We start from the raw sequence: 24,655 nt of genomic DNA on the forward strand, positions 1-24,655 counted from the left end.
GGGAAGCTGCGCCAGCAGGCGCGCGCAGGTCTCGTGATCTGGATCGCCGGCGGTGATGAAGGTGACGAGGCCGGCGCGGCCTTGGGCCTTCAGGTCGGCGAAGCGTTTGTCGATGCGGCTCACAGCGTGACTCCCAGGGCTTTCGCCACCGTGTAGATATCCTTGTCGCCGCGGCCCGACAGGCAGACCGCCATCAGATGATCCTTCGGCAGCTTCGGCGCCAGCTTGATCACCTGCGCAATCGCGTGGCTGGATTCCAGCGCGGGGATAATGCCCTCCACGCGCGACAGCAGCTGGAAAGCTTCCAGTGCCTCCTTGTCGGTGGCCGATACGTAGTTCACGCGGCCCATGTCATGCAGCCAGGCATGCTCCGGACCGATGCCGGGATAATCGAGGCCTGCGGAGATGGTATGTGCCTCGGTGATCTGGCCGTCGTCGTCCTGCAACAGGAAGGTGCGGTTGCCGTGCAGCACACCGGGTACGCCCTTGGCCAGCGAGGCAGCATGGCGCGCGGTATCCAGGCCCTCGCCGGCAGCTTCGACCGCGTAGATCTGCACGCTGCGGTCATCCAGGAAGGGATGGAACAGGCCCATCGCATTCGAGCCGCCGCCGATGCAGGCGACAAGGCTGTCCGGGATGCGTCCCTCGCGCTCGATCATCTGCTCGCGGGTTTCCTCGCCGATAATGCACTGGAAGTCGCGCACCAGCTGCGGATAGGGATGCGGGCCAGCCACCGTGCCGATAATATAGAAAGTGTCGTGCACGTTGGTGACCCAGTCGCGCAGCGCCTCGTTCATCGCATCTTTCAGCGTTTTCGAGCCGGACTTCACCGCGCGCACCTCGGCGCCCAGCAGGCGCATGCGGAACACGTTCGGCTGCTGCCGTTCGATATCCACTTCGCCCATATAGATCACGCAGGGCAGGCCGAAGCGGGCCGCCACGGTGGCCGTCGCCACGCCATGCTGGCCGGCGCCGGTCTCGGCGATGATGCGCTTCTTGCCCATGCGTTTGGCCAGCAGGATCTGGCCGATGCAGTTGTTGATCTTGTGCGCGCCGGTATGGTTCAGCTCTTCGCGCTTAAGATAGATCTTGGCGCCGCCCAGATGCTTGGTCAGCGGCTCGGCGTAATACAGCGGGTTGGGCCGGCCGACATAATCCTTCAGCAGGTAGTCCATCTCGGCCTTGAAGCTCGGATCGGACTTGGCCTGCTTGTAGTGCCTTTCCAGGTCGAGGATCAGCGGCATCAGCGTCTCGGCGACGAAACGTCCGCCGAACTTGCCGAAGTGGCCTTTCTCGTCGGGGCCGGTGCGATAGGAATTGATCGCGGTCATGTGGTCAGAACCTCAATACGCATTCACAAACATTACAGGCGGCGCGCAGCATCAAGGAAGGCGCGGATTTTCGCCGGATCTTTCTTGCCCGGCGCGCTTTCCACGCCCGATGACACATCCACCGCGGTNNGCCGTTGCCGCCGGGCAGCGCGCCATCGGCAGCCGAGCGTGCGTCGAACATCAGCCAGTCGACGGCGTCCTCGTAGTCTTTCGCGGCCTTCAGGTCGGCCTTGGTCGCAACCTTGATCGCCTTGATGATCGGCAGGCCGAAATAGACGCTGATGGCGCGACAGCGTTCTGGCGTCTCGTCGCCATGCAACTGCAGCAGGTCGAGCCGCGCCTTGGCGAGAATCTGGTCGAGGAAATCGGTTTCCGGATCGACGAACAGCCCGACACGGTCGATGCCGCTCGGCACGTTGCGCAGCAGGTCTTCCGCCTGTTCAGCGCTGACATTGCGCGGCGAACGCGGATAAAAGACGAAGCCGACCATATCGGCGCCATGCTCCACTGCCGTGTCGACGGCAGTTGCATCGGTCAGGCCGCAGATCTTGGTGAACAAAGCCATCTTACGCGGCCCCCGACATGCTTTCTGTCAGTTCCTGCGCGATAGCCTGTGCGCTGGCTTCGGGATTTGGCGATTCGGTGATCGGGCGGCCAATCACCAGATGGTCGGCGCCCAGTTTCAGGGCTTCGCCGGGGGTCATCACGCGCTTCTGGTCGCCGGCCGCCGAGCCCTTGGGACGGATGCCGGGCACCACCAGCTTGAAGTCCGGGCCGCAGGCCTTGCGCAGCATGTCGATCTCGGTGGCGGCGCAGATCACGCCGTCGGCACCGTTGGCCTGCGCCATCTTAGCCAGCCGCACGACATAACTGCTGACATCTTCGTTCACACCGATCGCCTGCAGGTCGGCGGTATCCAGCGAGGTCAGGGCGGTGACGGCGAGGATCCAGGGACGCTGGCGCGCCTGATGGGCGGCATCCACGGCCTGACGGATCATGGCCGGACCGCCCGAAGCATGCACGGTCAGCATCATCGGACCCATGGCGGCGGCGGCCGAGCGCACCGCGCCGGCGGCGGTATTCGGGATGTCGTGGAATTTGAGGTCGAGGAACAGCGGCGTGCCGGCCGGCAGGATGGCGCGCACTTCCGTCGGGCCATGGGCGGTGAAGAATTCCTTGCCCAGTTTCACCCCGAAACCGGCGGCGGCGGCGGCGCGGGCGCAGCGCGCGGCGAAGGCCAGTTCAATCGTGTCGATGGCGCAGAAAACCGGAGCGATGCGGCCGGAGAGGGATGTCTTGCTCATGGGCCGGGCTTATAGCGCAAAGTGTTGCGGAAGTCTCCCCCCGGCAGTGCCGGCAATCTCCGGATTTCGGCTCAATTCCCGCGGGAAACCGCGGCTTTAATCCCGGCCCTGTCGACGGCCCGGCCCAGGGACTGCCCCAGCGCCGCCGCCCAGCAGGCATAGCCCAGATCGTTCATATGCAGGCCGTCGGGCGTGACCATATCGGCCATCTGCAGGCTTCCGTTGCGCAGCCAGCCGCGCATGATGTCGAACCGGCGGAACAGGCCGACTTTGGTTTCGGCTGCCAGTTCGGCGAGGATTTTCTGCATCGCCTTATGGTCGGGATCCTGCAGCACCTTGGGCGCATATTGCAGGTCGATCAGCACGACATCGATTCCGGCCGCCTGCAATGTCGCGATGCCCTGGCGGATATGGGCGCGATACACCTCGACGCCCTGGGAGCGCAGCACGGCATTGGTGCCGAGCTGCCACAGCACCAGATCTGGTTTCAGATCGACCGCATCGGCGTGCAGTCGCTGGTTCATCTGGATGACATCCTGGCCGTTGATGCCGCGGTTATGGATCACAGCATCGCCGCCGACCAGCTGGGTCCATCGTCTGCCAAGCTGTGCGGGATAACTATAGGCCGGATCACTGGCGCCGGCGCCGCCCGTCGAGGATGAACCGAGGGCGACCACGGTGACGGTTTCCCTGCGCGCCAGCCGCGCAGCCACGCGCGGAAGCGGCTGCCCGAGATCGATCAGCTTTGCAGACGTGACGCAGCGGTCTGTCGCGCCGGCGACAGCGGTTTGCGGTGCGGCAGCCAGCAGCGCCAGCAGGATCGCGACGACGATGGAGCGCATCACGGTCTGGTTTTTCGGGCTGCAGCGGCGATCATGTCCGCCATCTGGTTCGCCAGGCAGCGGTTCTGTGCTTCCGCCTCGTGCATCTGCTTGGCCTGGTCGGCGGTGCGGGAATCGAAGCGGTCCTCTTCCGCCCAGTGCCGCATGATCTCGAAACGCGGAAACAGCACGACATCCTCGGCCGAGGCGATCTGCTGCATCACATTGTTATAAGGCCCGACATCCACCATCACCGACAGCCGCAGGCGATATTGCGGTGCCACCAGCAGGATGTCGGCGCCATAACTCTGCAGATGCGCCAGTCCGTCTTTCAGCGCCTCGGAGAAGCTGTTGATATCGACCTTCTGGGCGGCATCGACATTGCCGGTCTGCCAGATCACCAGGTCCGGCTGTTTCGATGGCAGGCTCTGGATGATGTCGGCCATCTGTGCCGCCGTCAGTGTCCGCTGCGACAGATTCTCGATCTGCAGCTGGGCGCCGTCGAGGCGGACGGCCAATGCGTCGTGCAGTCCGGCCGCATAAGAGCGCGGCAGGCCCTTGGCGTTTTGCAGGGATGACGAGCTGCCGAGCACCACGATGCGCAGCGGCTGGCTGGCCGCAAGCTTGCGCGCCACGCGCGGCATCGCCTGCTCGGTATACAGCATGTCGCCGGGCACATTGCAGCGCTCGTCGGCGGCACGGGCACTCGCCGTCCAGAGCAGCAGCATGGCGATGCCGGTCAGAAGCCGACGGGATATCATGCTTTCACCTCGCCGGCCTTTCGGCCGCTTTCCACCGCCTTGTACCATGTCATCAGCGCGGCCAGCCCGACCAGCAGGGCCATGCCGGCCAGGCTCACGGCAAATTGCGCCGCCAGTCCGGGGGCGATTTCGCTCAGCACGAAATGGCCGGCGAAAGACAGGAAGATGCCGGCGCAGAAGACATGCAGGGAATGCTGGCCGCACAGGATCAGCAGGCTGCTCGCGCGCCAGCGTAAGAATCCCGCATCGGGCGGCACCAGCTGTACGACCAGCCAGGCCAGGGCCAGGAAATGCAGCAGCCGCCAGGTGTCCATCTCGGTCTTGTCGATCGGGTAGAGCAGGCGCTCGATCACATCCGGCACGCGGCTCGACCATTCCGGCCGCAGCCAGCTCAGCACGATCACCAGGGCAAAGATCACATACAGGATGGCGGCGGCGGTAATGGCTTTCCGCGGCAGACGCCGCCACGGCGCCTGCTGGCGATGCATGGCGCACCAGGCGCCCAGCACGAACAGGAACTGCCAGGCCAGCGGGTTGAAGAACCAGCGTCCGGCCGGATAGGCCGGCAGATTCCAGTGCGTGAACTGCACGGCGCACCACAGCGCAAAGGACGCCGCCAGCACGATATGAGGGCGCCTCTGCATCAGCCACATCACCGGCGGGAAGGCGCCCATCAGCGCGATATACATCGGCAGCACGTCCATGTTGACCGGCCGGAATTTCAGCAGCAGCGCCTGCAGCATCAGGATATGCGGCTCCTCGAACAGCGAACCGATATTCATTTCCTCGGCGAGGTCGAGATTGTAGCGCGTGGCGAGCCAGGCGATCTGCGCGATGAAGATGATGAACAGGAAGACATGCGCGGTGTAGATCTGCCACACGCGCCGCCAGATCCGCGCCGTGCCGATCACAAAGCCCTGGCTCTGCATGGCGGCGCCGTAGGCCAGCAGCACCGAATAGCCGGAGATGAAGACGAAGGTCTCGGTGGCGTCGGAAAAGCCGTAATTGCGGTTCGACAGCCAGCTGACGGCGTTATTGGGAATATGGTTCAGGAAGATGAACAGCAGCGCCAGGCCGCGGAAGAAATCCAGCCGCAGGTCGCGCAGCTTGGCCGCCGGTTTGCCGACAGCAGAAATTCGATCCGTCGCGGTCATCGCAGGCGCCATCCTCCTGTTCCCCATTATCGGGAGCCGCTAGGATCGGGGCAATCCCTCCCAACGCCTGTCCGAGCGCTCATGTCCCGTTCCCGACGCCTCCTTCCTTTTGCCGGGCTCCTTCTCGCCCTCTCGGCCGGCCCGGCCGTGGCCCAGGACGCCGCTTCCCTGACCGGTGCCGGCATCCTGATGTACCACCGCTTCGGCGAGAATACGGTGCCGAGCACCAATATCCGGCTCGAACAGTTCGATGCCCATATCGCCGAGCTGAAATCCGGGCCCTACCATGTGATGGGCCTGCCCGAGATCGTGGCCAAACTGAAATCCGGCGAGAAACTGCCCGACCGTGCCGTCGCCGTCACTGCCGACGATGCCTATATCTCCGCCTTCACCGAGGGCTGGCCGCGGCTGAAAAAGGCCGGCATTCCCTTCACGCTGTTTGTCGCCACCGAGCCGGTGACGTCGAAACTCCGGGGCTACCTGACCTGGGACCAGATCCGCCAGATGAAGGCGGAAGGCGTCACCATCGGCGCGCACAGCCATCGCCATCCCTCGCTGCCCGCCCTCGGCCCCGACAAGGCGCGCGAGGATCTCGAAACCTCGATGGCGCTGTTCGAGAAGGAACTGGGCGAGAAGCCCAAACTGTTCGCCTGGCCCTTCGGCGAATGGGATGCGCCGACGCTGAAGCTGGTGAGGCAGTTCGGCTACAGCGCAGCCTTCGGCCAGCATTCCGGCGTGGCGCACAGCCAGCACGACATGTTCTGGCTGCCGCGCTTTCCGATGAACGAGCATTTCGGCAGCGTCGAGCGCGTGCGCCAGGCGCTGAACTCCCTGCCGCTGCCGGTCAGCGATATCGAGCCGGCCGACGTGCTGGTGAAGCTGGGGCAGACGCAAAACCCGCCAGTTTTACGCTTTACTGTGGCGCCGGGCGTCGAACGGCTGAACCAGATGGTCTGCTACACCGGTGAGGGCAGGCAGCTGACGCCGAAGCCGATCGGCGAGCGCCGTTACGAGATGCACGCGCCCGAAGCGCTGAAACCGCCGCGCGACCGCATTTCCTGCTCGGTGCCGTCCAGCCAGCAGGGCCGGTTCCGCTGGTTCGGCATCCAGTTCACCGTGGCGAAATAGACTGGGCTGCCTAAAGCCCTGTTCGCCAAGGACTGTTGAACGTTCGGCTGGATTTTGGCGGGCCAGTTCGCGCCCGTTCGAGCCCATTCAGGGGCCAGTTTAGTCCCATTCAGAACCTGTTTCGTCCTGTTCCGTCCCGTTAGAGCCTGTTTGAGCCTGTCAGAGCCCGTTACAGCCAGGCACGGCACATACAAAGGTATTCACATTGTCCAACAACAAATGAGAACATATAGTGTACATGAGGCGTGGCCGAATGTCCACCGGCTTGCTAAAAGCGCGGGGCCTGCGCATGGAAAGACATGACCCCGCTCCGAAAAACCTATCGCATCAACGGTTACGACCTCTCGGTGCTGGAGGCCGGCGAGGCCAGCGCCATCCCGCTGCTGCTGGTGCATGGCTCGCTCTGCGACCAGCGGATCTGGACCGCGCAGCTGGCGGCCTTCGCCGGGCACGCCCGCGTGCTGGCGCTCAGCCTGCGCCATTGCTGGCCCGAGACATGGGACGGTCGCGGCGATGGCTATGATATCCGGCAGCATGCCGAGGATATCGCGGCGCTGATCCGGCAACTCGATGTCGGTCCGGTGCATCTGCTCGGCCATTCGCGCGGCGGCCATGTCTGCTTCCGTGTTGCCCAGCATCACCCCGACAGTCTTCGCACGCTCATCCTGGCCGAGCCGGGCGGTCAGCTCGATCCGGTGCTGGCCGATCATGGCGCGCCGCCGCCGGGTGCTGACCTCGGCCAGATGTTCGAAGACTCCGCCAGGCTGATAGCAGGCGGCGAAACCGATGCCGGGCTGGAGCTGTTCGTGACGGCCGTCGGCGGGCCGAAGGCGTGGAAATATGCCAGCGAGGGCTTCAAGGCGATGGCGCGCGACAATGCCGCCACCATCATCGGTCAGGCGCGCGAGGCGCGGCTCACTTTCATGAAAGCGGAAATCGAAAGCATCGATCTGCCAGTGCTGCTGATCGGCGGCGCGCTGACGCGCGGGCATTTCCCCAAAGTGCTGGACGCGATGCAGCGGCTGATGCCCGATGCCGAGCGTGTCACCATCGCCGGCGCCGCCCATCCGATGTACGAGCAGCGCCCGCAGCCGTTCAACGATGCAGTGCTGGGGTTTCTGGCGTTGCGCTAACCAGATTCAGCCCGAGGAAATTTATTCGGAATTTCAAATTCTATCGGCAGTTCGGGCGGATTGCGATTGTTGGCTACGGCAAGGTAATAAAAGTGAATTTCGTGAAGGAAGGATGTGAGCTGCAATATATTGTGCTCAATTTTGACTAGATCAGCAACGCTAGCTAACGATCCCGTATGTCCACTTGGGCCTTTTGAGGCGGTACGACGCCACTCAAACATCTTGTTGTCGCGCTGTTCTATGCTGTGAGAGTGCATCAATATATTTCTAATTTCGCGTAAACGATTAAATGCCTTGGTCGCAAATTCAATCTTCTTGATGATGGCTTTGTTTTCTTCAAATTTATTTACCAAATCCATCAATAAGTCAGCGCGCGATTGATTTCCCAAATTCGCAGTGACGGCCATGCCTTTTTTGTAGTCGCCAAAATGAGGCCAGATCAATACCCCTAAAATATGCTCGCAATAATTCCAGACTAAAGAAATCTTTCCCAATTGATAAACAGCAAACATTGCCTCTTCAGTGTTGTGAAAATCGATGTGTGGATTGTGCGATGCTAAAGGCAAGCCCGATTTTCCAAGCTTAACTTTGGTTGGTTTTTTCATAGAATCCCCCCGCGGACTATATTCTCCAGCGATGGGAAGTTTTTACCCCCGCGTCACATGCGCAGCAACGCAGAGCCAGCTGCCATTCGACTGCTTCATCCAGATATCGGTATAGCGCCCGCCGCCGCGCTGGCCGTCGGGTCTGGTATAAGCCGTGCGGGCATGGATCAGCGCTGTGTCGTTGAGGATGCGGATCTGCACATCCTCGCAGACGAGATCTGGCACCGTGGTCGGCCTGGCGATCTGCGCCAGAAAGCCGGTGCGGTCGACCAGCGTGCCATCCGGGTTGGAATTGAGGAAATCCGTCGAGAGATATTGCTCGAACCAGCCGGTGTCCGACTCCCGCACGGCGCGGATGTAATTCTCGTTCAGGGTCTTAAGCGCGGCGTGGTCGGATGTGGTCATGCAGTTTCCTCCGTTTGGCCGGTTGATCCTCGGGCCGCGCCTGCGGTTCCGCAAGATTTATCAAATCGCCCCATGCTAGCGTCCGTCTTGTCAGAAACAGACAGTATCCCGGACCCGCAATGGCCAACGTCCACAGTACCGACTCTCTCAGCCAGGCGAGCTATCTGCGCCGCTTCACGCGCGTGATCGAATATATCTATGCCCATCTCGACGAGGCGCCCGATCTCAACACGCTGGCCGAGGTGGCGGCGCTGTCGCCCTGGCACTGGCATCGCACCTGGCAGGCCGTCTATGGCGAGTCCGTCGTCAACACCGTGAAGCGCCTCCGGTTACAGCGCGCCGCCGCCGATCTGGCGCATGGCGACCTGGCGCTGGAGGCAATCTGGCCGCGTGCCGGTTATGGCAGCCTTGCCGCCTTCAGCCGCAGCTTCAAGGACTCTTACGGCATGACGCCGAGCGACTATCGCAAGGCCGGCAGCCATACGCATTTCAGATCATCCCAGACCGCAAAGGAGGGCGCAGCGATGCCCGAGGTCACCATCCGTCATATCCCGGCCGCCGCAATGGCCGTGGTGCCGCATCGCGGCTCGTATATGGAAATCGGCAAGGCCTTCGAGACGCTGTTCGGCACGCTCGGCGCCCGCGGCCTGCTGCGCCCGGGCCTCTGCATGAAGGGTATCTATTATTCCGACCCCACCGCGACTCCGGAAACCGAATTGCGCTCGGCCGCCGGTATCCTATTGCCTGATGCCGATTTCCCGGTCGCGCCGCCGCTGGAACGCGCTGAACTGCGCGGCGGCGATTATGCCGTGTTGCGCCACAAGGGGCCGTATACCGACATGCGGCCGGCCTATGACTGGCTCTATGGCGAATGGCTGGTGCAGTCGGGCCGTGAAGCCGCCGATGCGCCATGCTTCGAGGATTACCTGAACAATCCGCGCGAAGTGGCGCCGAGCGAATTGCTGACCGACATCTGCCTGCCGCTCAAATGATATCGTGACGCTTGCCTGCCAGCCGGAGGCGCGCGTTAGGATAAGCTGTCGCCATCAGACATCAGCGAGGACATATGGAATTCCGCACCGCCACAGAACTGGTCGCCGCGCTACGGTCCCGGCAGGTTTCCTCGGTCGAGCTGACGGAGGCGGCGATTGCCGCCATCGAAGCCGGTGATGGCGTGCTGAATGCCGTGGTGGTGCGTGATTTCGACCGTGCCCGTGCTGCGGCCAAGGCAGCCGATGCGGCGCTGGCGAAGGGCAGCGAGAAGAGGGCGCTGCTCGGCCTGCCGATCACGGTGAAGGAAAGCTTCAACGTGGCAGGCCTGCCTACGACCTGGGGCATCCCGAACACGCAAAAGATTCCGGTGACGCAGGATGCCGTCACCGTGGCGCGGCTGAAAGATGCCGGCGCAGTCGTGCTCGGCAAGACGAATGTGTCCTACCTGCTGGCCGACTGGCAGTCCTTCAACGATGTCTATGGCACCAGCAACAATCCGTGGAGCGCCGGCCATACGCCCGGCGGATCGTCGGGCGGTTCGGCAGCGGCGCTGGCGGCCGGCTTCGTCTCGCTCGAACTCGGTTCGGACCTCGCCGGATCGTTGCGCGTGCCGGCACATTTCTGCGGCATCTATGCGCACAAGCCGAGCAGCGACATCATCCCCCGCCGCGGCCAGAATCCGCCGGGTGTGCCGGCGCTGTCGCTGGCGCCACGGCTCGATCTTGCGGTCTGCGGCCCGATGGCGCGATCCGCGCAGGATCTCATGCTCGGCCTCGACGTGCTGGCCGGACCCGACGATTACGAGGCTGCGGCCTGGCAACTGAAACTGCCGGCGCCACGTCATGCGGCGCTGAAGGACTATCGCGTCCTGGTGATCGACCGGCATCCGCTGACGCCCACCGACGCTTCGGTGCGTGATCCGCTCAATGATCTTGCCGAACGCCTGGCGGCGGCGGGTTGCAGGGTGGGGCGCAGCAGTGAGGCATTGCCCGATCTCGCGCTGATCGGCCGCATGTATCTGCAGGCACTGATGGCTTTCATCGGCAGTAATATGCCGCAGCCGGATTACGAAACGGCCGTGGCGCGTGCCGCTGCCCTGCCTGAAGGCGCAGATGATCTGCGCAGTCTGACCCAGCGCAGCCTGGTGACGAGCCATCGCGGCTGGGTGCAGGCCGACTTTATCCGCACCGGCATCGCCGATGGCTGGCGGCGGTTCTTCCGCGACTGGGACATTCTGCTTTGTCCGGTGATGCCGACCCCGGCGCTGGCGCATGACCATCGTCCGGTGGCCGAACGTACGGTCATGATAGATGGCCGCGCAGTGCCCTATGGCGAGCTGCCGCTATGGTCCAGCATTGCCACACTCACCGGCCTCCCATCGACGGCGTTTCCGGTCGGGATCAGCGCGCAGGGCCTGCCGGTCGGCGCGCAGGCCATCGGGCCCTTCCTGGAAGACCGCACGACGATCACCTTCGCCGATCTGGTGGCGCAGGCTTTCGGCGGGTTCAAACCGCCGCCGGCCGGATGATGACACGGCGATGACGAGCTGGTCCGACAAACTGCGCGACGGCAAACCGCATCAGGTGAAGCCGGTGCCGGTGAATATCGCCGGCATGAAGAAAGGCCAGGTGATGCTGGTGCCCTCGACGCGCATCGTCGCCGCCTTTATCCGGCGCCTGCCGAAAGGCCGGCTGCTGGAGACCCGCGAATTGCGCACACGGCTGGCGCGCCGCTACCGCGCCGAAGTGACCTGTCCGATTACGATGGGCTTTATCCTGCGCAGCCTGGCCGAAGCGGCCTGGGAGGCACGGCAGGCCGGTGCGGCCGAGGCCGTCATCCCGCCGGTCTGGCGTGTGCTGGAGGACGACAGCCTGACCTTGAAGAAGTTGCCGCGTGCGGCGGTGGCTTTCTTCAGGGCGAGGCGGGCAGCGGAGGCGAGAGACTAAACCCCTCCGTCATGGCCGGACTTGTTCCGGCCATCCACGTCTTACGCCTTGCTGTCTGAAAGGCGTGGATACCCGGGACAAGCCCGGGTATGACGACTTTGGTGTGGGCGTGGTTATGCGCAAATTGCACCCCGCCAAATTTCCGGTTGACCGATCACCGGCCCCGCATTACCGTCCGCGTCACCATGCAGAGCATTATTCTCACCGTAGCTACCATTAAGGTTACCGTCGTCGGCGGTGCCCTGGGTCGTTGCGCGTAGAAAGATAACGCAAAGCAGACAAACCCAGAGGCCCCGCCGGCGACGGACGGGGCCTCGGTGTTTCTGGGGCTTCGTTCATCGCCGGTCGCTTCGCAGACCGGAGAGCGACATGAACAGTTTCAGTCCCAGATTGAACGCCGAAGCCGACCCTTATGACCATCGCGTGCTGGGCACGCGGCTGGACCTCTTCCACCAGCAGGAGGAGGGCCCCGGCATGGTGTTCTGGCATCCGCGCGGCTTTGCGCTGTATCGCGTGATCGAGGATTACGTGCGCCGGCGCATGCGCGAGGTCGGTTTCGCGGAAATCCGCACGCCGCAGCTGCTCAGCTACAGCCTGTGGGAACAGAGCGGCCATGCCGACAAGTTCGCCAACGAGATGTACCGGCTCGACAGCCGCTCGTCGGGCGGCAACCGCCAGTTCGCGCTCAAGCCGATGAGCTGTCCCTGCCATGTGCAGGTGTTTTCCAAGAGCTTGCGCTCTATACGCGACTTGCCATTACGCTACTGCGAATTCGGCGCCTGCCATCGCGACGAACCCTCGGGCGCGCTGCAGGGCCTGATGCGGACCAAGAGCTTCACGCAGGACGATGCGCATATCTTCTGCACGGAGGCTCAGGTCGAGGGCGAGGTGCAGCGCTTCTGCGAGCTGCTGCGCAGCATCTACAGCGATTTCGGCTTCGGTGCGCCGCTGGTGTTCTTCTCGACGCGGCCGGCCAAGCGTGCCGGCGACGATGCCACCTGGGACCGCGCCGAGGCGGCTCTGGCGATGGCGGCGCGCCGTGCCGGGCTCGATTTCGGCATCAAGAGCGGCGATGGCGCCTTCTATGGCCCGAAGCTGGAATTCCACCTGCGCGACAGCCATGGCCGGGCCTGGCAGTGCGGCACGATCCAGCTCGATTTCGTGCTGCCCGAGCGGCTGGGTGCCGATTACGTGGCCAGCGACGGCAGCCGCCAGCGGCCGGTGATGATCCATCATGCCGTGCTGGGCAGCATGGAACGCTTCATCGGCATGCTGCTGGAGCATCACAAGGGCCAGCTGCCGCTCTGGCTGGCGCCGGAGCAGATCACGGTGGCGAGCGTGACCGATGCGCAGGAGGCTTATGCCCGCAAGGCGGCGGCCGCGCTGGGTCGTGAGGGCTATCGTGTTGCCGTCGATGGCCGGACGGAACGGATCGGCCGCAAGATCGCCGAGGCGCATGACCAGGGCCTGCCGCTGCTGGCGATTGCCGGCGAGCGCGAGGCTGAGCGCGGCACGCTCACCTTCCGTCGCAGCAATGGCCGGCAGGAAGAGCTGACGCTGGCCGATGCGGCACGGCGCTACCGCGAGGAGGCGTTCCGGTAGGGCACGTAAAAATTGTCATGCCCGGACTTGATCCGGGCATGACGGATGAGGTGATGCCAGATGTTCCGCGATGTTCTCCCCGAATCGCTGAACATCGCGATAAATGCATCTGCGTTCGGTTGCGTCACCGGACAGCGCGCCCTATTTAGAAAGTATACGAGAATTTTATTCTGAGGGGACCCCGCCGGGATGCCGCATCACACGCCGCTGATCGCTATGATCGTCATGGGGCTCGTCCTCGCTTTCGCCTTCGGCGCTGTCGCCAACCGGCTGCGGATCTCGCCTCTGGTGGGTTATCTGCTGGCGGGTGTGCTGGTCGGTCCGTTCACGCCGGGCTTTGTCGGCGACCAGAATCTGGCCAACGAACTGGCCGAGATTGGCGTCATCCTGCTGATGTTCGGCGTGGGCCTGCATTTCTCGCTGAAAGACCTGATGTCGGTGAAGGCGATCGCCATTCCCGGCGCGGTCGGCCAGATCGGCGTCGCCACCCTGCTCGGCCTCGGCATGGGCTGGGCGCTGGGCTGGCCGGTCTTCACCGGTTTCATCTTCGGCCTTGCGCTCTCGACTGCCTCCACCGTCGTGCTGCTGCGCGCCATGCAGGAACGACGCCTGATCGAGACCGAACGCGGTCGCATCGCGGTCGGCTGGCTGATCGTGGAAGATATTGCCATGGTGCTGGCGCTGGTGCTGCTGCCGGCCATTGGTGGCCTGTTTGCGAGCGAAGGCGGTGACGCCGCCGCATCGATGTCGCTGCCCGACTTGCTGATCGCGCTGGGCATCACGCTGGGCAAGGTGGCTGCCTTCATGGTGCTGATGGTGGTGATCGGGCGCCGCGTCATTCCATGGGTATTGCATTACATCGTCCATACCGGTTCGCGCGAATTGTTCCGTCTCGCGGTGCTGGCGATTGCGCTGGGCGTGGCTTTCGGCGCGGCCAAGCTGTTTGGCGTGTCGTTTGCGCTCGGCGCCTTCTTCGCCGGCATGATCATGAGCGAGTCGGAACTGAGCCATGAGGCGGCCAATGAGACCCTGCCGCTGCGCGACGCTTTCGCCGTGCTGTTCTTCGTCTCGGTCGGCATGCTGGTCGATCCCAAGATCATTATCGAAAATCCGCTGCCGGTTTTCGCCACGCTCTTCATCATCGTGATCGGAAAGTCGCTCGCCGCTTTCGCGATCGTCCTGCTGTTCCGCCATCCGGTGGGCACGGCGCTGCTGATTTCCGCATCGCTGGCGCAGATCGGCGAATTCTCCTTCATCCTGGCGGCACTCGGCACCGACCTGAAGCTGCTGCCGGCAGAAGGCCGCGACCTGATCCTGGCCGGCGCCATCCTGTCGATTATGCTCAATCCGCTGGTCTTCGTCGGCGTCGACCGGGTCAGACCCTGGTTCGAACGGCATTTCGACAAGAAGCGCAGCAGTGCAGCTGGCCTGACGACTCCGGTGCCGGATGCTTCGATGAATGTGAGCGCGGCGGTCCCTGACGACGACGCCACGCCGCATCCCACAACACTGACAGATCATGTCGTGCTGGTCGGTTACGGCCGGGTCGGCAGCCTGGTCGGGGCGGCGCTGCGCGCGCGCGGCCTGCCTTTCCTGGTGATCGAGGACGTCGACAAGCGCGTGGCCGAACTGCGCAGCCAGGGCATCGAGGTGATCGCCGGCAACGCCACGCGCGGCGGCGTGCTGGCGGCGGCGAAGCCGGGCGAGGCGCGGCAGCTGATTATCGCGATTCCGAATGTGTTCGAATCCGGCGTGATCCTCGATCTGGCGCGCAAGGCCAATCCCGGCCTCGAGATCATCGCCCGGGCCCATGCCGATGCCGAGGTCGACCATCTGATGACTCACGGCGCCACCACCGTGATCATGGGTGAGCGCGAAATCGCCCGCGCCATGATCGAACGTTTTCCGCAGGCACCGGCACCGGCCAACCCGACCCCGGCTGCGCCGGCAGCCTGAGCGACGACAACCGGCACCGCCCGGCGATCCGGGCGGTGCCGGCGCTGCCTTACGCTCTGCCGAGATACGGAATGGTGCCGGCCAGATCAGTGTTGTCGATCATCTGGAAGCGGCTTTCGCTGCCGGCCCGGCGCGCGGCGAGATGCGGCGCATAGTGCGGGTCGGCTATGAAGGCCTCGGCGAAATCCGCGGATGGAAAGGCGATGATTGCGATCAGGCTGGTTTCCAGCGGCTTGCCCTCAAGAGTCTTCACATTGCCGCTGCGCGCGAGATACTGGCCGCCGTGCTTGTGCACAAGTTCGTGAACGGATGCAGCATAGGCGGGAACCCAGGCATCGTTCGTCACCTTGATGTCGGCAATTACATAAACAGTCATAGCGTTGACTCTCCTGACAGATTGACCGGCCGGGTGGATTCCTGCGGCCGGGGCGCAATCTGGCCGGGACGGCCCGGCTGTCTCTAGTCCGCCGGCTGTAGCGGACCATACAGATTCTGTACTTGTTGCCGGACCGGCGCGCGTCTAAGGCTCGCGCGCCACCGATGGAAAGCCACAAGCATGACCCAGCCCGGATATAAACAATTCTGCCCGCTCGCCATGGCTGCCGAACAGCTATGCACGCGATGGACCATGGTGCTGCTGCGCGAACTCGTCGCCGGCACGACACGGTTCAACGATCTGCGTCGCGGCGTCCCGAAAATGTCGCCGACCCTGCTGTCGCAGCGCCTGAAGGAACTGGCGGCGGCCGGCATCGTCGAACGCCGGATGCTGAAGGCGGAAAAGGGGGTATACGAGTATCACCTCACGGATGCCGGCCGCGATCTGCGCAGCGTGGTCGAAGCCATGGGCTTCTGGGGGCAGAAATGGGTGGAGGCCAGGCTGTCGCTGCAGAATCTCGACGTGTCGCTGCTGATGTGGGACATGCGGCGCAATCTCAATCCGTCGCCGCTGCCGGCCAGGCGCACCGTGATCCAGTTCATCTATGTCGATCTTCCGGCATCGAAGCGGGTTTGGTGGCTGGTGGTTGAGGCCGACGGCTGCGTCGACCTGTGCTGGTCAGATCCGGGTTTCGAGGTGGATCTCTATGTGTCGACCGACCTGTGCACCATGACGGCCATCTGGATGGGGCTGACAACGGTCGAGAAGGAGGGTCGGAAGATCGAGTTGAGCGGAACCCGCGGTATTGCCCGCAGCATGCAGACCTGGCTTGGACTCAGCCCCTTTGCGGTAGAACGCAAACGCGCGGCGGCGTAGAGCCGGGCGCAGGCCCTCTCAGTAGCTGTAGCTAAACACCATCTGGCCGAGCCAGGTGGTGCGGTCGGTGGCATCAGCCGTGCCGAGCGACTGGCGCAGCCCGCGGCCGGCGCGCGCTGCACCCAGCACCGCGGCGATCTCCAGCCCGGGCAGCGGCGTGGACCACACGGCATAGAAATTGACTTCATCCTGCAGGCGGTCGGACGTCACGCCATTGACGGCATCGGGTTTGTCGTAGCTGTGACGGTAGAGAATGGCGCCCAGGCTGAGCGCATCGTCGGGCTGCAGCTTCAGATGCACCATATGGCTGTTCAGGTTCGAATTGCCGCCGACATAGCGGGCGTAGATTTCGCCCAGATCCCAGGTTCCGTAGCCGCGCGGGCCGCCGGCGGTGAACAGCGGATCCCAGCCGCAGCTGATAGTGTCGCCGGTATTGCCGTCGCCGCTGAAATGCATGTAGCGGTACGAGAGGCGCGGCTGCCAGGGCAGGGCGGAGAAAGTGTATTGCGGCTCGACATACCAGGCCTCGGCGCGCAATTGCCGGCCGGCTGTGTCGTTGCGCTGGCGGGCGAATTCGCTGTAGAGCGCGGCATCCTGCCAGCCGTCGCCCAATGTACTCAGCAAGGCGCCGCCGCTGCGGATGGCATAGACGTTCATGCCGTCGCGTGTCGGGCTGATCGCCTCGTCGGCATCGGTGATGTTCAGCAGAGTGGCGCCGAGATACCACTGGCGCGCTTCGTAGTTCTGGCGCCCGTCATCGCGCTGGGTCGAGGCAAACCATTCGACATTGGCGCCGTGCAGCGCCGTCGCTGCACTGTCCTTGCCGCGCATGTAATTCTGGTCGGTATTGCTTTCGAGACGGAACAGGTCGGCGCGCACCGGTTCGGTATTCAGCCGCAGGATGGCAGTGCGGTCGAAGGCTGCGCGCGGCCCGACGACATGATTATTGCGGCGGAAACTGTCGAGCGTGCCGTCGGCGATCAGGAAGCCGTCGCCAATGACAAAACCCTGCCGTCCGGCGGAGAGGTCGACGGCATCTTCGCCCAGTGCGCCAAAGCTCTGGCCGGAGCGCCAGCCGAGATAGGCCTCGCTCAATGACAGCGATTCAGGGCGCATGTCGGTGACGGAATTGCGTTGCGCCTCGCCGTCGCCGCGCGTGGCGCTGGCGGTGGCACGCACGGCGCCATACAGCGCGCCAGCGTTCAGCAGGTAATCGGCTTCCAGGCCGGGCGTGACAAAACCTTCTGCCCAGCGGCGACCGCCCTGGCGTACGCCATGCGAGGACAGGCTGCCCAAACCATTCTGCGCATTGGTCACGCCGAACAGGCCAAGTCCGGCATCCAGCGTCAGGCCAAGTTCAAGATCGCCGAAAGTCTGGCGCTGTCCTGGTTTCTCGGGTTCGTCGTTACCAGCGAACGCGGCTGGCGCGGCAAGCCAGACCGCAACAAGAAGGCAAAGCGGACGACGCATGGTATTTCCCCTCACCCGCAGGCGGCCGGTTGCTGGCCCGGTCAGTCGCCTTGGGGTATCCTGCCGGTGTATTGCATTGTCGGTATCAGTCAAGCGCGTGCCTTGTCGGGTATCAGGATTTCAATTAGAAAAGCCGCTGCTTTTCAGACTTATTCGCGAGGATAGCCATGCGCCCCAGTGGCCGCAAACCCGACCAGCTGCGCCCGATCCGTCTTGAGCCGGGTTTTGCCAAATATGCCGAGGGCTCCTGCCTGATCAAATTCGGCGAGACCCATGTGCTCTGCGCCGCGACCGTCGAGGAAAAGGTGCCGCCTTTCCTGCGCAACACCGGCCGCGGCTGGGTGACGGCGGAATACGGCATGCTGCCGCGCTCCACCCATACCCGCACCGATCGCGAAGCGTCACGCGGCAAGCAGTCGGGCCGCACGCAGGAGATCCAGCGTCTGGTCGGCCGCAGCTTGCGCGCCGTTACTGACCTGACCGGTTTCGGCGAACGCCAGATCCGTCTCGACTGCGATGTGCTGCAGGCCGATGGCGGCACGCGCACTGCCGCCATCACCGGCAGCTGGGTGGCGTTGCATCTCGCCTTTGCCAAGCTGGTCAAGGACGGCGCCATTGCCAAGATCCCGCTGATCGGCCAGGTCGGCGCGGTCAGCTGCGGGCTGTGCGACGGTGTTGCCGTACTCGATCTCGACTATCCGGAAGACAGCACGGCGCAGGCCGATGCCAATTTCGTGCTGACCGATACCGGCGCCATCGTCGAAGTGCAGGGCACCGCCGAGAAGGAGCCGTTCTCGGAAGCGCAGTTTGCCGCCATGCTCGGCCTCGCCAAGCAGGGCGTGAACGAGCTGATGGTGCATCAGCGCAAGGCGGTAGGGCTGTAACGATGACGCGGCGTCGCTTCGCCGGCGACACCCTGGTGATCGCCAGCCACAATGCCGGCAAAGTGCGCGAGATCGGCGACCTGATTGCGCCCTTCAAGGTCCGCGCCGTTTCGGCGGGCGAACTCGGCCTGCCCGAACCGGAAGAGACCGGACTGACGTTTGTCGCCAATGCCGAGCTGAAGGCGCTGGCGGCGGCGCAGGCCGCACAACTTCCGGCGCTGGCCGACGATTCCGGCATGAGCGTCGATGCGCTGGATGGTGCGCCGGGGATTTACTCCGCGCGCTGGGCCGGTGCATCGAAGGATTTCGGCAAGGCGATGGAGAAGGTCTGGAAAGCCGTGGCAGAGAAGGGCGCCGAGCCGCCCTTCGGTGCGCAGTTTGTCTGTGCGCTCAGCCTCGCCTGGCCCGATGGTCATGTCGAAAGCTTTGAAGGCATCATCCCGGGCGATCTGGTCTGGCCGCCACGGGGCGATCAGGGCTTCGGCTACGATCCGATGTTCCTGCCGCGCGTGAACAGCGAGACGCGGACTTTCGGCGAAATGCCGGCTAGCGAAAAGCATGCGATCAGCCATCGCGCGCTCGCCTTCCGGCAACTGATCGATGCCTGTTTCGGCTGAGATGAAAATCCCGCGACGCGGTTTCGGCCTGTATGTGCACTGGCCCTTCTGCGTCTCGAAATGTCCCTATTGCGACTTCAATTCCCATGTGCGTGAGCGGGTCGATGCCGCACGCTGGCAGGCAGCCTACCTGCGCGAGATGGAACACTACGCAACCGTGGGCACAGGGCAGGGTGAAACCGTCACCTCGGTCTTTTTCGGCGGCGGTACGCCCTCGCTGATGCCGCCCGACACCGCCGCCGCGATCCTGGAAGCGGCGCGGAAATACTGGCGCTTCAGCGACGATGTCGAGATCACGCTGGAGGCCAATCCCAATTCCGCCGAAGCCGGCAAATTCGCTGCCTTCGCCCAGGCCGGCATCAACCGGCTCTCCATCGGCGTGCAGAGTTTCGAGGCCGATGTGCTGAAATTTCTTGGCCGCGCGCATGATGCCGGTGAAGCGCGTGCTGCCATTGAAGCCGCGCGCAAGGCGGTGCCGCGCTACAGTTTCGACCTGATCTATGCGCGACCAGAGCAGGCAGCCGAACAGTGGCGCGCTGAGTTGCGCGAGGCGCTGGCGCTCGCCGGCGATCATCTGTCGCTCTATACGCTGACCATCGAGCCCAATACCGGCTTTGCCGGCGCGGTGGCGCGTGGCGCGCTGCATCCGATGCCATCGGATGATCAGGCTGCGCTCTACGATTTGACGCAGGAGATTCTCGACGAGGCCGGGTTGCTGGCTTACGAGATTTCCAACCACGCCCGCCCTTCTTCCGAAGGAATGGCCGGCGGTGAGAGTCGGCACAATCTGGTCTACTGGCGCAGCGGCGAATATCTCGGCCTCGGCCCCGGTGCGCATGGCCGCATTCTTCGGGACGATGCCTGGCTGGCGACGCAGACCCGCCGCAAGCCCGAAGTCTGGCTCGAACAGGTTGAAACTGAAGGCCACGGCCGGGAGAGTGAAACGCCGGTGGCATCTTCCGAGCGCGCCGAGGAAGCCCTGATGATGGGACTGCGGCTGGCCGAGGGTGTCTATGCCGCGAATTTCCGCGCCGCCACCGGGCTGGATCTCGATATCTTCGTGCCGCGTGAGCGCAGTGCGCCGCTGGAAGCCGCCGGCCTATTGTATCGGGACAATACACGGATGGTTGCCACTCGGGAGGGCCGTGCAGTTCTGGACGGATTGCTGGCCAGACTGCTCGCATAGCTGGCTGCTTGCATAGCCGTCTGGCCCCGGTATGCTGGGCAAAATTCCTGAGGAAACCCGAGCCAAATCCGATGTCTGAATCCGCTTTCCCCGGCCTGTCGCTTGGCGTGCAGGAACTGCGCGCCTCCGAAATCCGCGAACTGCTCAAACTGATCGCCCGGCCGGAAATCATCTCCTTCGCCGGCGGTATTCCAGATCCGGCAATCTTCCCGCTGGATGCCATCGGCGCGTCGTATCAGCGCGTGCTGGCCGATCCGGTGCAGGCCAGGGAAGCCTTCCAGTATTCGATCAGCGAAGGCTATGTGCCGCTGCGCGAATGGATCGCCGGTTATCTGCAGACGCACAATATCGAGACCGGGATCGAGCGTATCCTGATCACCTCGGGCGCGCAGCAGGCCATCGACTTCCTCGGTCGCGCGCTGATCAATCCGGGTGACAGTGTGGTGGTGACCTCGCCCAGCTATCTCGGCGCCATCCAGGTCTTCAACACCTATCAGCCGAAATTCCTCTCGGTGCCGATGGACAACGAGGGCGTGCTGCTCGACCAGCTCGAAGCCGCGTTTAAACAGAAGCCGAAATTCTTCTACCTCACACCGGATTTCTGCAATCCGGCCGGCATCACCACCTCGCTTAAGCGCCGCGAAGCGATTCTCAGGCTGGCGCATCAGTATGGCGTGGCCATCCTGGAAGATTCGCCCTACGAGGAACTGCGCTACGAGAATGCGCGCATCCCGAGTTTTGCAGCGCTGGAGCAGCAGTATCTCGCGCAGCCTGACAGCGACGGCAAGCGGCTGGTGGTCTATATCGGCAGCCTGTCGAAAGTGCTGACGCCGGCGTTGCGGATCGGCTGGATCAACGCCGATCCGTCGCTGATCAACAAACTGGTCCTGCTCAAGCAGGCCTCCGATCTGCATTGCAGCACGATCAACCAGATGGTCGCCTGCGATATCGCGAAAGCCTCGCATGCCGGTCAGGTGCAGAAACTGCGCAAGGCCTATAAGGAGCGCCGCGACGTGATGCTGGAGGCGCTGGAGCGTTGCCTGCCCAAGGAAGTGCGGTTCACGCATCCCGATGGCGGCATGTTCATCTGGCTGGAATTCCCCGACGGCATCGACGGCGCCGAGCTGCTGGCCGAAGCGGTGAAGGACATCCATGTCGCCTTTGTGCCGGGCTCGGCCTTCTTTGCCACGGATGCAAAACGCAACACGGCGCGATTGAGTTTCTCGCTGGGCGAACCGGCGCGCATCCGCGAAGGCATCGAGCGGCTGGCGGCGCTGCTGCAGAACAAGCTGCGCGCCAACCGTGCGGCTTAATCTGGGCGTGGCTTAACCGGCATCACCCGCAGCACCAGCGTCAGGAGGCCGGCCAGCGGCAGCAGCCAGAAGGCTGGTGCCTTCATGGTCCATAACGTTGCGCCATCGATGGCGCACCATGCGAGCGGCAGCACCAGCAGCAGCCAGTGTGCGCGCAAGGCCAGGAGAAGGCCGAGCGTGGCGACCACGGTCGGTCCCGGCATCAGGGCAAAAACCTCGCCCTGCTGCCATGGCCGGCCCAGCATCCAGGGCAGCAGCGGTTGCAGGGCCAGCGCGCAGACCACCAGCATGAAACCGAAGGCGCGGCTGCGGCTGTCGGTCGGTTGAAGTTCGCGGTCGAAAGCGAAGAACCAGAGCAGCAGTCCCTGCAAGGCAAAGCCGTAGGCGAGGTATTCCGCGGCCCAATTGATCGTGGCGTAACGTTCGTACAGCCAGAGCCAGGCGGTCAGCAGCCAGGCGGCGCCGGCGAACAGCAGCGCCAGCGGCTGGCCCGTCACGGCCAGCATGGCAAGACCGGCGATCACCGCCGCGACCTGCCAGGGCCATAGCGTTTCGTTGTGCAGCTCGAACAGCCGGAAATAGGTCTCGGGCGAGAACAGCAGGAAATCCGACAGGCGGTATGTCGACCATGCGGCCATCAGAGCGCCTCGACGTGAGAAATGATGCGCCGGCGGATCGCCGCATCCGGCAGCGGCCCGTGGCCGGCGCCCATATTTTCGGCCAGATGCTGGGTCCGTGTGGTAGCCGGGATTACACAGGTGACGTCCGAGTGGGCCACGATGAATTTCAGCAGCAGCTGTGCCCAGTTCGCAGCACCGATCTCAGCAGCCCAGACGGGCAGGGGATGGCGCCGCACGGCGTCGATCAGGTCGCCCTGGCGGAACGGCCGGTTGACGATGACGCCGATCCTGCGCTCGCGTGCCAGAGGCAGGATGCGCTGCTCGATCTCGCGGTCCAGCACGTTGTAGCTGATCTGCAGGAAATCGACCGGCTGGCTCTGCATGATACGCTCGATCTCGTCATGGCGGCGGCCTTCGGACGTGGTAATCCCGATATAGCGGATACGGCCCTCGGCCTTCATGGCGTGCAGCGTTTCCAGATGCGCTTCCCAGCCCAGCAGGTTATGCACCTGCAGCAGGTCGAATTTTTCCACGCCCCAGTGGCGGCGCGTGATTTCGATCTGCTGCGGCCCGCTGCGGCCGGATGAGGTCCAGACTTTCTCGGCCGAGAAAACCTGCTGCTTCGCGGCCAGCGTTTTCAGGCCTTCGCCGATCACGCCTTGCGACGAGCCATACATCGGCGAGGAATCGACCATGCGACCGCCGGCGTTGAAGAACTCGCGCATTACGGCAATGCTGGCGGCGCGTCCGCGCGGATCGTTGCCGACATTGAAGGTGATCCAGCTGCCCAGTCCTATCACTGGCAGTTTCTCACCAGTCGAGGGAATGGCGCGCGTGACGCCCGCGCCCTGCCCGAAACTTATATTGAAGGGCAGCGCCGTTGCGGCCAACCCGCCCAGCAGCGCGCGCCGCGAAACAGGAATGCCTGCCGGCAAACCTAATCCCACAGGCTCAGGATGTGGCCTTCATCGGGCTTCACGCCACCGGCCAGCATGCTGCGATAAGCCGCTTCCACGGCACTGCGACCGCTGCCGCGGATCACCTTGATCCAGCCTTGCAGCATCGGTACGAATTCGGTCCAGGCGGCATTCAGCCGGGTTTCCAATCCGCCGCGACCCCATTCCTTGCTGCGCTTGACGATGCGGTTCGGCGCGAAAAAGAAGATCGGCTTCGCACCGGGCAGACCCTTACCCGGCGGATTCAACTCGCGGTGCGACATGCCGACGGCGCAACTGTATTTCAGATGGCCGCCGTAATGCTCGTGCACGGCGCGGCGCACCTCGGCGCTGCCGGCGAAATCGACATAGACGGCGTCTTCCTCCGGCTGTTGGCCGATCTCGTCATAGGTCACCACACGGTCGTAGCAGCCGAGCCCCTCGACGAAAGCGCGATTGGAGGCCGAGGTCAGTCCGACCACGGTGGTGCCCTTGTGTTTGTGCAGCAGATACGCCAGACCGAAGGCGGTTTTCGATGAGGCGCTGGAGAGCACGACCGTCTGCGCGCCGAAGAATTTCTCGTCGGTCAGGAAGTCATCGATCAGGAACGACGTGATGAACAGCGGCCGCAGCAGGGCCTGATAAGCCTCGAAGGCTTCGGAGAAAGTCGGATCGGTGGTGATGCGCAGGTAGCTGTTATAGGCCGGCGGCAGCTCGCTGCGATGCGGCGCTGCCTCGATGAAGTTGCTGTCGGTCAGCTTGCCCGGCGTCATCACCAGATGCGTCGCCATCGGGAAGAAGCCGTAGATACGCTCATCGACTGCGATGGTCGGATGCCGCGAGGCGATCACGTCGGCGAATCCCCAGACCGGGATGATGCCCCACGTCTCATCCGCAGCAGGGAAAAACCCCCAATACCGCATCTGCTCGCCGAGCTGGCCGTAGGTGATATTGTTGGCGGTCAGCGCGAAGCTGTCGATCTTGACCAGAATCTGATCCGTCTGCAGGTCGTCGGCATGCAGGGTGACATCGGCAAAGCGCGTCTTGCTCAGATCGTCCTTGTGTACCTGGAACTGCGCGCCCGCCAGATCGGATTTGGCGGTGGCGGTGAGGATCTGCGACATGGAAACCTCCAGGTGCGGGGGTGCTGTTTGTCAGTCTTATATAGCGTCCAATCTAGAATGCGGATGATAGCTGCAATGTGACAAGGATTGGACAAAAACCACGGAAAACGCGATC

25 protein-coding genes and 1 pseudogene are annotated in these 24,655 nt (G+C 63.7%); 12 read left to right on the top strand and 14 right to left on the bottom strand.

Annotated elements, in window-relative coordinates:
- Nucleotides 1-119 precede the first annotated feature (119 nt).
- From trpB to CTR53_RS14040, 7 genes and pseudogenes are all read right to left on the bottom strand, one after another.
- Nucleotides 120-1,331 carry a tryptophan synthase subunit beta gene (gene trpB / locus CTR53_RS14015; RefSeq protein ID WP_290814485.1) on the bottom strand — a complete coding sequence of 404 codons (1,212 nt, stop codon included), beginning with the start codon at nt 1,329-1,331 and terminating at the stop codon, nt 120-122.
- Between the two features lie 32 nt (nt 1,332-1,363).
- On the bottom strand, nt 1,364-1,453 hold the full coding sequence (locus CTR53_RS21300) for a hypothetical protein (RefSeq protein WP_367158983.1): 90 nt from the start codon (nt 1,451-1,453) through the stop codon (nt 1,364-1,366).
- A gap of 89 nt (nt 1,454-1,542) precedes the next feature.
- Nucleotides 1,543-1,896: pseudogene (locus CTR53_RS14020) on the bottom strand (phosphoribosylanthranilate isomerase); the annotation flags it as partial.
- 1 nt (nt 1,897) lies between these two features.
- Entirely contained in the window at nt 1,898-2,635 is a 738-nt protein-coding gene (pyrF, locus tag CTR53_RS14025; RefSeq protein WP_290814488.1) for an orotidine-5'-phosphate decarboxylase, read from the bottom strand.
- A gap of 71 nt (nt 2,636-2,706) precedes the next feature.
- Nucleotides 2,707-3,477: an SGNH/GDSL hydrolase family protein gene (locus CTR53_RS14030; RefSeq protein WP_290815212.1), complete on the bottom strand. Its 771-nt coding sequence runs from the start codon at nt 3,475-3,477 to the stop codon at nt 2,707-2,709.
- Nucleotides 3,477-4,217: an SGNH/GDSL hydrolase family protein gene (locus CTR53_RS14035; RefSeq protein ID WP_290814491.1), complete on the bottom strand. Its 741-nt coding sequence runs from the start codon at nt 4,215-4,217 to the stop codon at nt 3,477-3,479. The genes CTR53_RS14030 and CTR53_RS14035 overlap by 1 nt, the downstream gene beginning before the upstream one ends.
- Entirely contained in the window at nt 4,214-5,371 is a 1,158-nt protein-coding gene (locus CTR53_RS14040; RefSeq protein ID WP_290814494.1) for an OpgC family protein, read from the bottom strand. The genes CTR53_RS14035 and CTR53_RS14040 overlap by 4 nt, the downstream gene beginning before the upstream one ends.
- A gap of 147 nt (nt 5,372-5,518) precedes the next feature.
- Between CTR53_RS14040 and CTR53_RS14045 the strand changes: the two genes are divergently transcribed.
- Together CTR53_RS14045 and CTR53_RS14050 are read left to right on the top strand one after the other, a co-directional pair.
- A complete protein-coding gene (locus CTR53_RS14045; protein ID WP_290814497.1) occupies nt 5,519-6,499 on the top strand; it encodes a polysaccharide deacetylase family protein in 981 nt (326 codons plus the stop codon).
- 299 nt (nt 6,500-6,798) lie between these two features.
- Complete coding sequence (locus tag CTR53_RS14050) at nt 6,799-7,632, top strand: alpha/beta hydrolase (protein ID WP_290814500.1); 834 nt, start codon at nt 6,799-6,801, stop codon at nt 7,630-7,632.
- Here CTR53_RS14050 and CTR53_RS14055 read toward each other — a convergent pair.
- Both CTR53_RS14055 and CTR53_RS14060 read right to left on the bottom strand, forming a co-directional pair.
- Entirely contained in the window at nt 7,629-8,237 is a 609-nt protein-coding gene (locus CTR53_RS14055) for a hypothetical protein (protein WP_290814503.1), read from the bottom strand. The genes CTR53_RS14050 and CTR53_RS14055 overlap by 4 nt on opposite strands.
- Nucleotides 8,238-8,279: 42 nt before the next feature.
- Complete coding sequence (locus CTR53_RS14060; RefSeq protein WP_290814506.1) at nt 8,280-8,642, bottom strand: nuclear transport factor 2 family protein; 363 nt, start codon at nt 8,640-8,642, stop codon at nt 8,280-8,282.
- A 119-nt stretch (nt 8,643-8,761) separates the two neighbouring features.
- Here CTR53_RS14060 and CTR53_RS14065 point away from each other — a divergent pair, with 119 nt between their 5' ends.
- From CTR53_RS14065 to ybaL, 5 genes are all read left to right on the top strand, one after another.
- On the top strand, nt 8,762-9,634 hold the full coding sequence (locus tag CTR53_RS14065) for a GyrI-like domain-containing protein (RefSeq protein ID WP_290814509.1): 873 nt from the start codon (nt 8,762-8,764) through the stop codon (nt 9,632-9,634).
- Nucleotides 9,635-9,708: 74 nt separating this feature from the next.
- Nucleotides 9,709-11,163, top strand: a complete 1,455-nt coding sequence (locus tag CTR53_RS14070; RefSeq protein WP_290814512.1) for an amidase — start codon at nt 9,709-9,711, stop codon at nt 11,161-11,163.
- A gap of 10 nt (nt 11,164-11,173) precedes the next feature.
- On the top strand, nt 11,174-11,581 hold the full coding sequence (locus CTR53_RS14075) for a hypothetical protein (RefSeq protein ID WP_290814515.1): 408 nt from the start codon (nt 11,174-11,176) through the stop codon (nt 11,579-11,581).
- A gap of 369 nt (nt 11,582-11,950) precedes the next feature.
- Nucleotides 11,951-13,183, top strand: a complete 1,233-nt coding sequence (gene thrS / locus CTR53_RS14080; protein ID WP_290814518.1) for a threonine--tRNA ligase — start codon at nt 11,951-11,953, stop codon at nt 13,181-13,183.
- 189 nt (nt 13,184-13,372) lie between these two features.
- Nucleotides 13,373-15,139 (top strand): YbaL family putative K(+) efflux transporter, encoded by a 1,767-nt coding sequence (gene ybaL, locus CTR53_RS14085; RefSeq protein ID WP_290814521.1) that lies wholly within the window; start codon nt 13,373-13,375, stop codon nt 15,137-15,139.
- A gap of 49 nt (nt 15,140-15,188) precedes the next feature.
- Here the strand turns inward: ybaL and CTR53_RS14090 are convergent, their stop codons facing one another.
- Complete coding sequence (locus CTR53_RS14090; RefSeq protein ID WP_290814524.1) at nt 15,189-15,515, bottom strand: DUF1330 domain-containing protein; 327 nt, start codon at nt 15,513-15,515, stop codon at nt 15,189-15,191.
- Nucleotides 15,516-15,695: 180 nt separating this feature from the next.
- Here CTR53_RS14090 and CTR53_RS14095 point away from each other — a divergent pair, with 180 nt between their 5' ends.
- The gene (locus CTR53_RS14095; protein WP_290814527.1) at nt 15,696-16,391 is read left to right on the top strand and encodes a helix-turn-helix domain-containing protein; all 696 of its coding nucleotides are present in this window, start codon (nt 15,696-15,698) and stop codon (nt 16,389-16,391) included.
- A gap of 18 nt (nt 16,392-16,409) precedes the next feature.
- Here CTR53_RS14095 and CTR53_RS14100 read toward each other — a convergent pair whose 3' ends face one another.
- Entirely contained in the window at nt 16,410-17,861 is a 1,452-nt protein-coding gene (locus tag CTR53_RS14100; RefSeq protein WP_290814530.1) for an alginate export family protein, read from the bottom strand.
- Between the two features lie 167 nt (nt 17,862-18,028).
- Here CTR53_RS14100 and rph point away from each other — a divergent pair, with 167 nt between their 5' ends.
- The 4 genes from rph (at nt 18,029) to CTR53_RS14120 (ending at nt 21,861) form a co-directional block, all read left to right on the top strand.
- Nucleotides 18,029-18,745: a ribonuclease PH gene (gene rph, locus CTR53_RS14105; protein WP_290814533.1), complete on the top strand. Its 717-nt coding sequence runs from the start codon at nt 18,029-18,031 to the stop codon at nt 18,743-18,745.
- A gap of 2 nt (nt 18,746-18,747) precedes the next feature.
- Nucleotides 18,748-19,362, top strand: coding sequence for an RdgB/HAM1 family non-canonical purine NTP pyrophosphatase (rdgB, locus tag CTR53_RS14110; protein WP_290814536.1), 615 nt, complete (start codon nt 18,748-18,750; stop codon nt 19,360-19,362).
- On the top strand, nt 19,346-20,548 hold the full coding sequence (gene hemW, locus CTR53_RS14115) for a radical SAM family heme chaperone HemW (protein WP_290814539.1): 1,203 nt from the start codon (nt 19,346-19,348) through the stop codon (nt 20,546-20,548). The genes rdgB and hemW overlap by 17 nt, the downstream gene beginning before the upstream one ends.
- Before the next feature lie 71 nt (nt 20,549-20,619).
- On the top strand, nt 20,620-21,861 hold the full coding sequence (locus CTR53_RS14120) for a PLP-dependent aminotransferase family protein (protein WP_290814541.1): 1,242 nt from the start codon (nt 20,620-20,622) through the stop codon (nt 21,859-21,861).
- On the opposite strand, the gene CTR53_RS14125 is transcribed toward CTR53_RS14120, so the two are convergent.
- The 3 genes from CTR53_RS14125 to CTR53_RS14135 are packed head-to-tail and all read right to left on the bottom strand — an operon-like array spanning nt 21,858 to nt 24,540.
- Entirely contained in the window at nt 21,858-22,499 is a 642-nt protein-coding gene (locus CTR53_RS14125) for a DUF6064 family protein (RefSeq protein ID WP_290814543.1), read from the bottom strand. The two genes, CTR53_RS14120 and CTR53_RS14125, sit on opposite strands and share 4 nt — an antisense overlap.
- The gene (locus tag CTR53_RS14130; protein WP_290814545.1) at nt 22,499-23,416 is read right to left on the bottom strand and encodes an aldo/keto reductase; all 918 of its coding nucleotides are present in this window, start codon (nt 23,414-23,416) and stop codon (nt 22,499-22,501) included. The genes CTR53_RS14125 and CTR53_RS14130 overlap by 1 nt, the downstream gene beginning before the upstream one ends.
- A 2-nt stretch (nt 23,417-23,418) precedes the next feature.
- Nucleotides 23,419-24,540 carry a DUF2855 family protein gene (locus tag CTR53_RS14135; protein WP_290814547.1) on the bottom strand — a complete coding sequence of 374 codons (1,122 nt, stop codon included), beginning with the start codon at nt 24,538-24,540 and terminating at the stop codon, nt 23,419-23,421.
- Nucleotides 24,541-24,655 lie beyond the last annotated feature (115 nt).

Source organism: Ferrovibrio sp., assembly GCF_002796975.1.
GTDB lineage: Bacteria > Pseudomonadota > Alphaproteobacteria > Ferrovibrionales > Ferrovibrionaceae > Ferrovibrio.

What these genes read in the sequence shown, in the direction of transcription:
- trpB (WP_290814485.1), bottom strand. Translation starts at nt 1,331, where the DNA reads ATGACCGCGATCAATTCCTATCGCACCGGCCCCGACGAGAAAGGCCAC.
- pyrF (WP_290814488.1), bottom strand. Translation starts at nt 2,635, where the DNA reads ATGAGCAAGACATCCCTCTCCGGCCGCATCGCTCCGGTTTTCTGCGCC.
- CTR53_RS14030 (WP_290815212.1), bottom strand. Translation starts at nt 3,477, where the DNA reads ATGCGCTCCATCGTCGTCGCGATCCTGCTGGCGCTGCTGGCTGCCGCA.
- CTR53_RS14035 (WP_290814491.1), bottom strand. Translation starts at nt 4,217, where the DNA reads ATGATATCCCGTCGGCTTCTGACCGGCATCGCCATGCTGCTGCTCTGG.
- CTR53_RS14040 (WP_290814494.1), bottom strand. Translation starts at nt 5,371, where the DNA reads ATGACCGCGACGGATCGAATTTCTGCTGTCGGCAAACCGGCGGCCAAG.
- CTR53_RS14050 (WP_290814500.1), top strand. Translation starts at nt 6,799, where the DNA reads ATGACCCCGCTCCGAAAAACCTATCGCATCAACGGTTACGACCTCTCG.
- CTR53_RS14055 (WP_290814503.1), bottom strand. Translation starts at nt 8,237, where the DNA reads ATGAAAAAACCAACCAAAGTTAAGCTTGGAAAATCGGGCTTGCCTTTA.
- CTR53_RS14060 (WP_290814506.1), bottom strand. Translation starts at nt 8,642, where the DNA reads ATGACCACATCCGACCACGCCGCGCTTAAGACCCTGAACGAGAATTAC.
- CTR53_RS14065 (WP_290814509.1), top strand. Translation starts at nt 8,762, where the DNA reads ATGGCCAACGTCCACAGTACCGACTCTCTCAGCCAGGCGAGCTATCTG.
- CTR53_RS14070 (WP_290814512.1), top strand. Translation starts at nt 9,709, where the DNA reads ATGGAATTCCGCACCGCCACAGAACTGGTCGCCGCGCTACGGTCCCGG.
- CTR53_RS14075 (WP_290814515.1), top strand. Translation starts at nt 11,174, where the DNA reads ATGACGAGCTGGTCCGACAAACTGCGCGACGGCAAACCGCATCAGGTG.
- thrS (WP_290814518.1), top strand. Translation starts at nt 11,951, where the DNA reads ATGAACAGTTTCAGTCCCAGATTGAACGCCGAAGCCGACCCTTATGAC.
- ybaL (WP_290814521.1), top strand. Translation starts at nt 13,373, where the DNA reads ATGCCGCATCACACGCCGCTGATCGCTATGATCGTCATGGGGCTCGTC.
- CTR53_RS14090 (WP_290814524.1), bottom strand. Translation starts at nt 15,515, where the DNA reads ATGACTGTTTATGTAATTGCCGACATCAAGGTGACGAACGATGCCTGG.
- CTR53_RS14095 (WP_290814527.1), top strand. Translation starts at nt 15,696, where the DNA reads ATGACCCAGCCCGGATATAAACAATTCTGCCCGCTCGCCATGGCTGCC.
- CTR53_RS14100 (WP_290814530.1), bottom strand. Translation starts at nt 17,861, where the DNA reads ATGCGTCGTCCGCTTTGCCTTCTTGTTGCGGTCTGGCTTGCCGCGCCA.
- rph (WP_290814533.1), top strand. Translation starts at nt 18,029, where the DNA reads ATGCGCCCCAGTGGCCGCAAACCCGACCAGCTGCGCCCGATCCGTCTT.
- rdgB (WP_290814536.1), top strand. Translation starts at nt 18,748, where the DNA reads ATGACGCGGCGTCGCTTCGCCGGCGACACCCTGGTGATCGCCAGCCAC.
- hemW (WP_290814539.1), top strand. Translation starts at nt 19,346, where the DNA reads ATGCCTGTTTCGGCTGAGATGAAAATCCCGCGACGCGGTTTCGGCCTG.
- CTR53_RS14120 (WP_290814541.1), top strand. Translation starts at nt 20,620, where the DNA reads ATGTCTGAATCCGCTTTCCCCGGCCTGTCGCTTGGCGTGCAGGAACTG.
- CTR53_RS14125 (WP_290814543.1), bottom strand. Translation starts at nt 22,499, where the DNA reads ATGGCCGCATGGTCGACATACCGCCTGTCGGATTTCCTGCTGTTCTCG.
- CTR53_RS14135 (WP_290814547.1), bottom strand. Translation starts at nt 24,540, where the DNA reads ATGTCGCAGATCCTCACCGCCACCGCCAAATCCGATCTGGCGGGCGCG.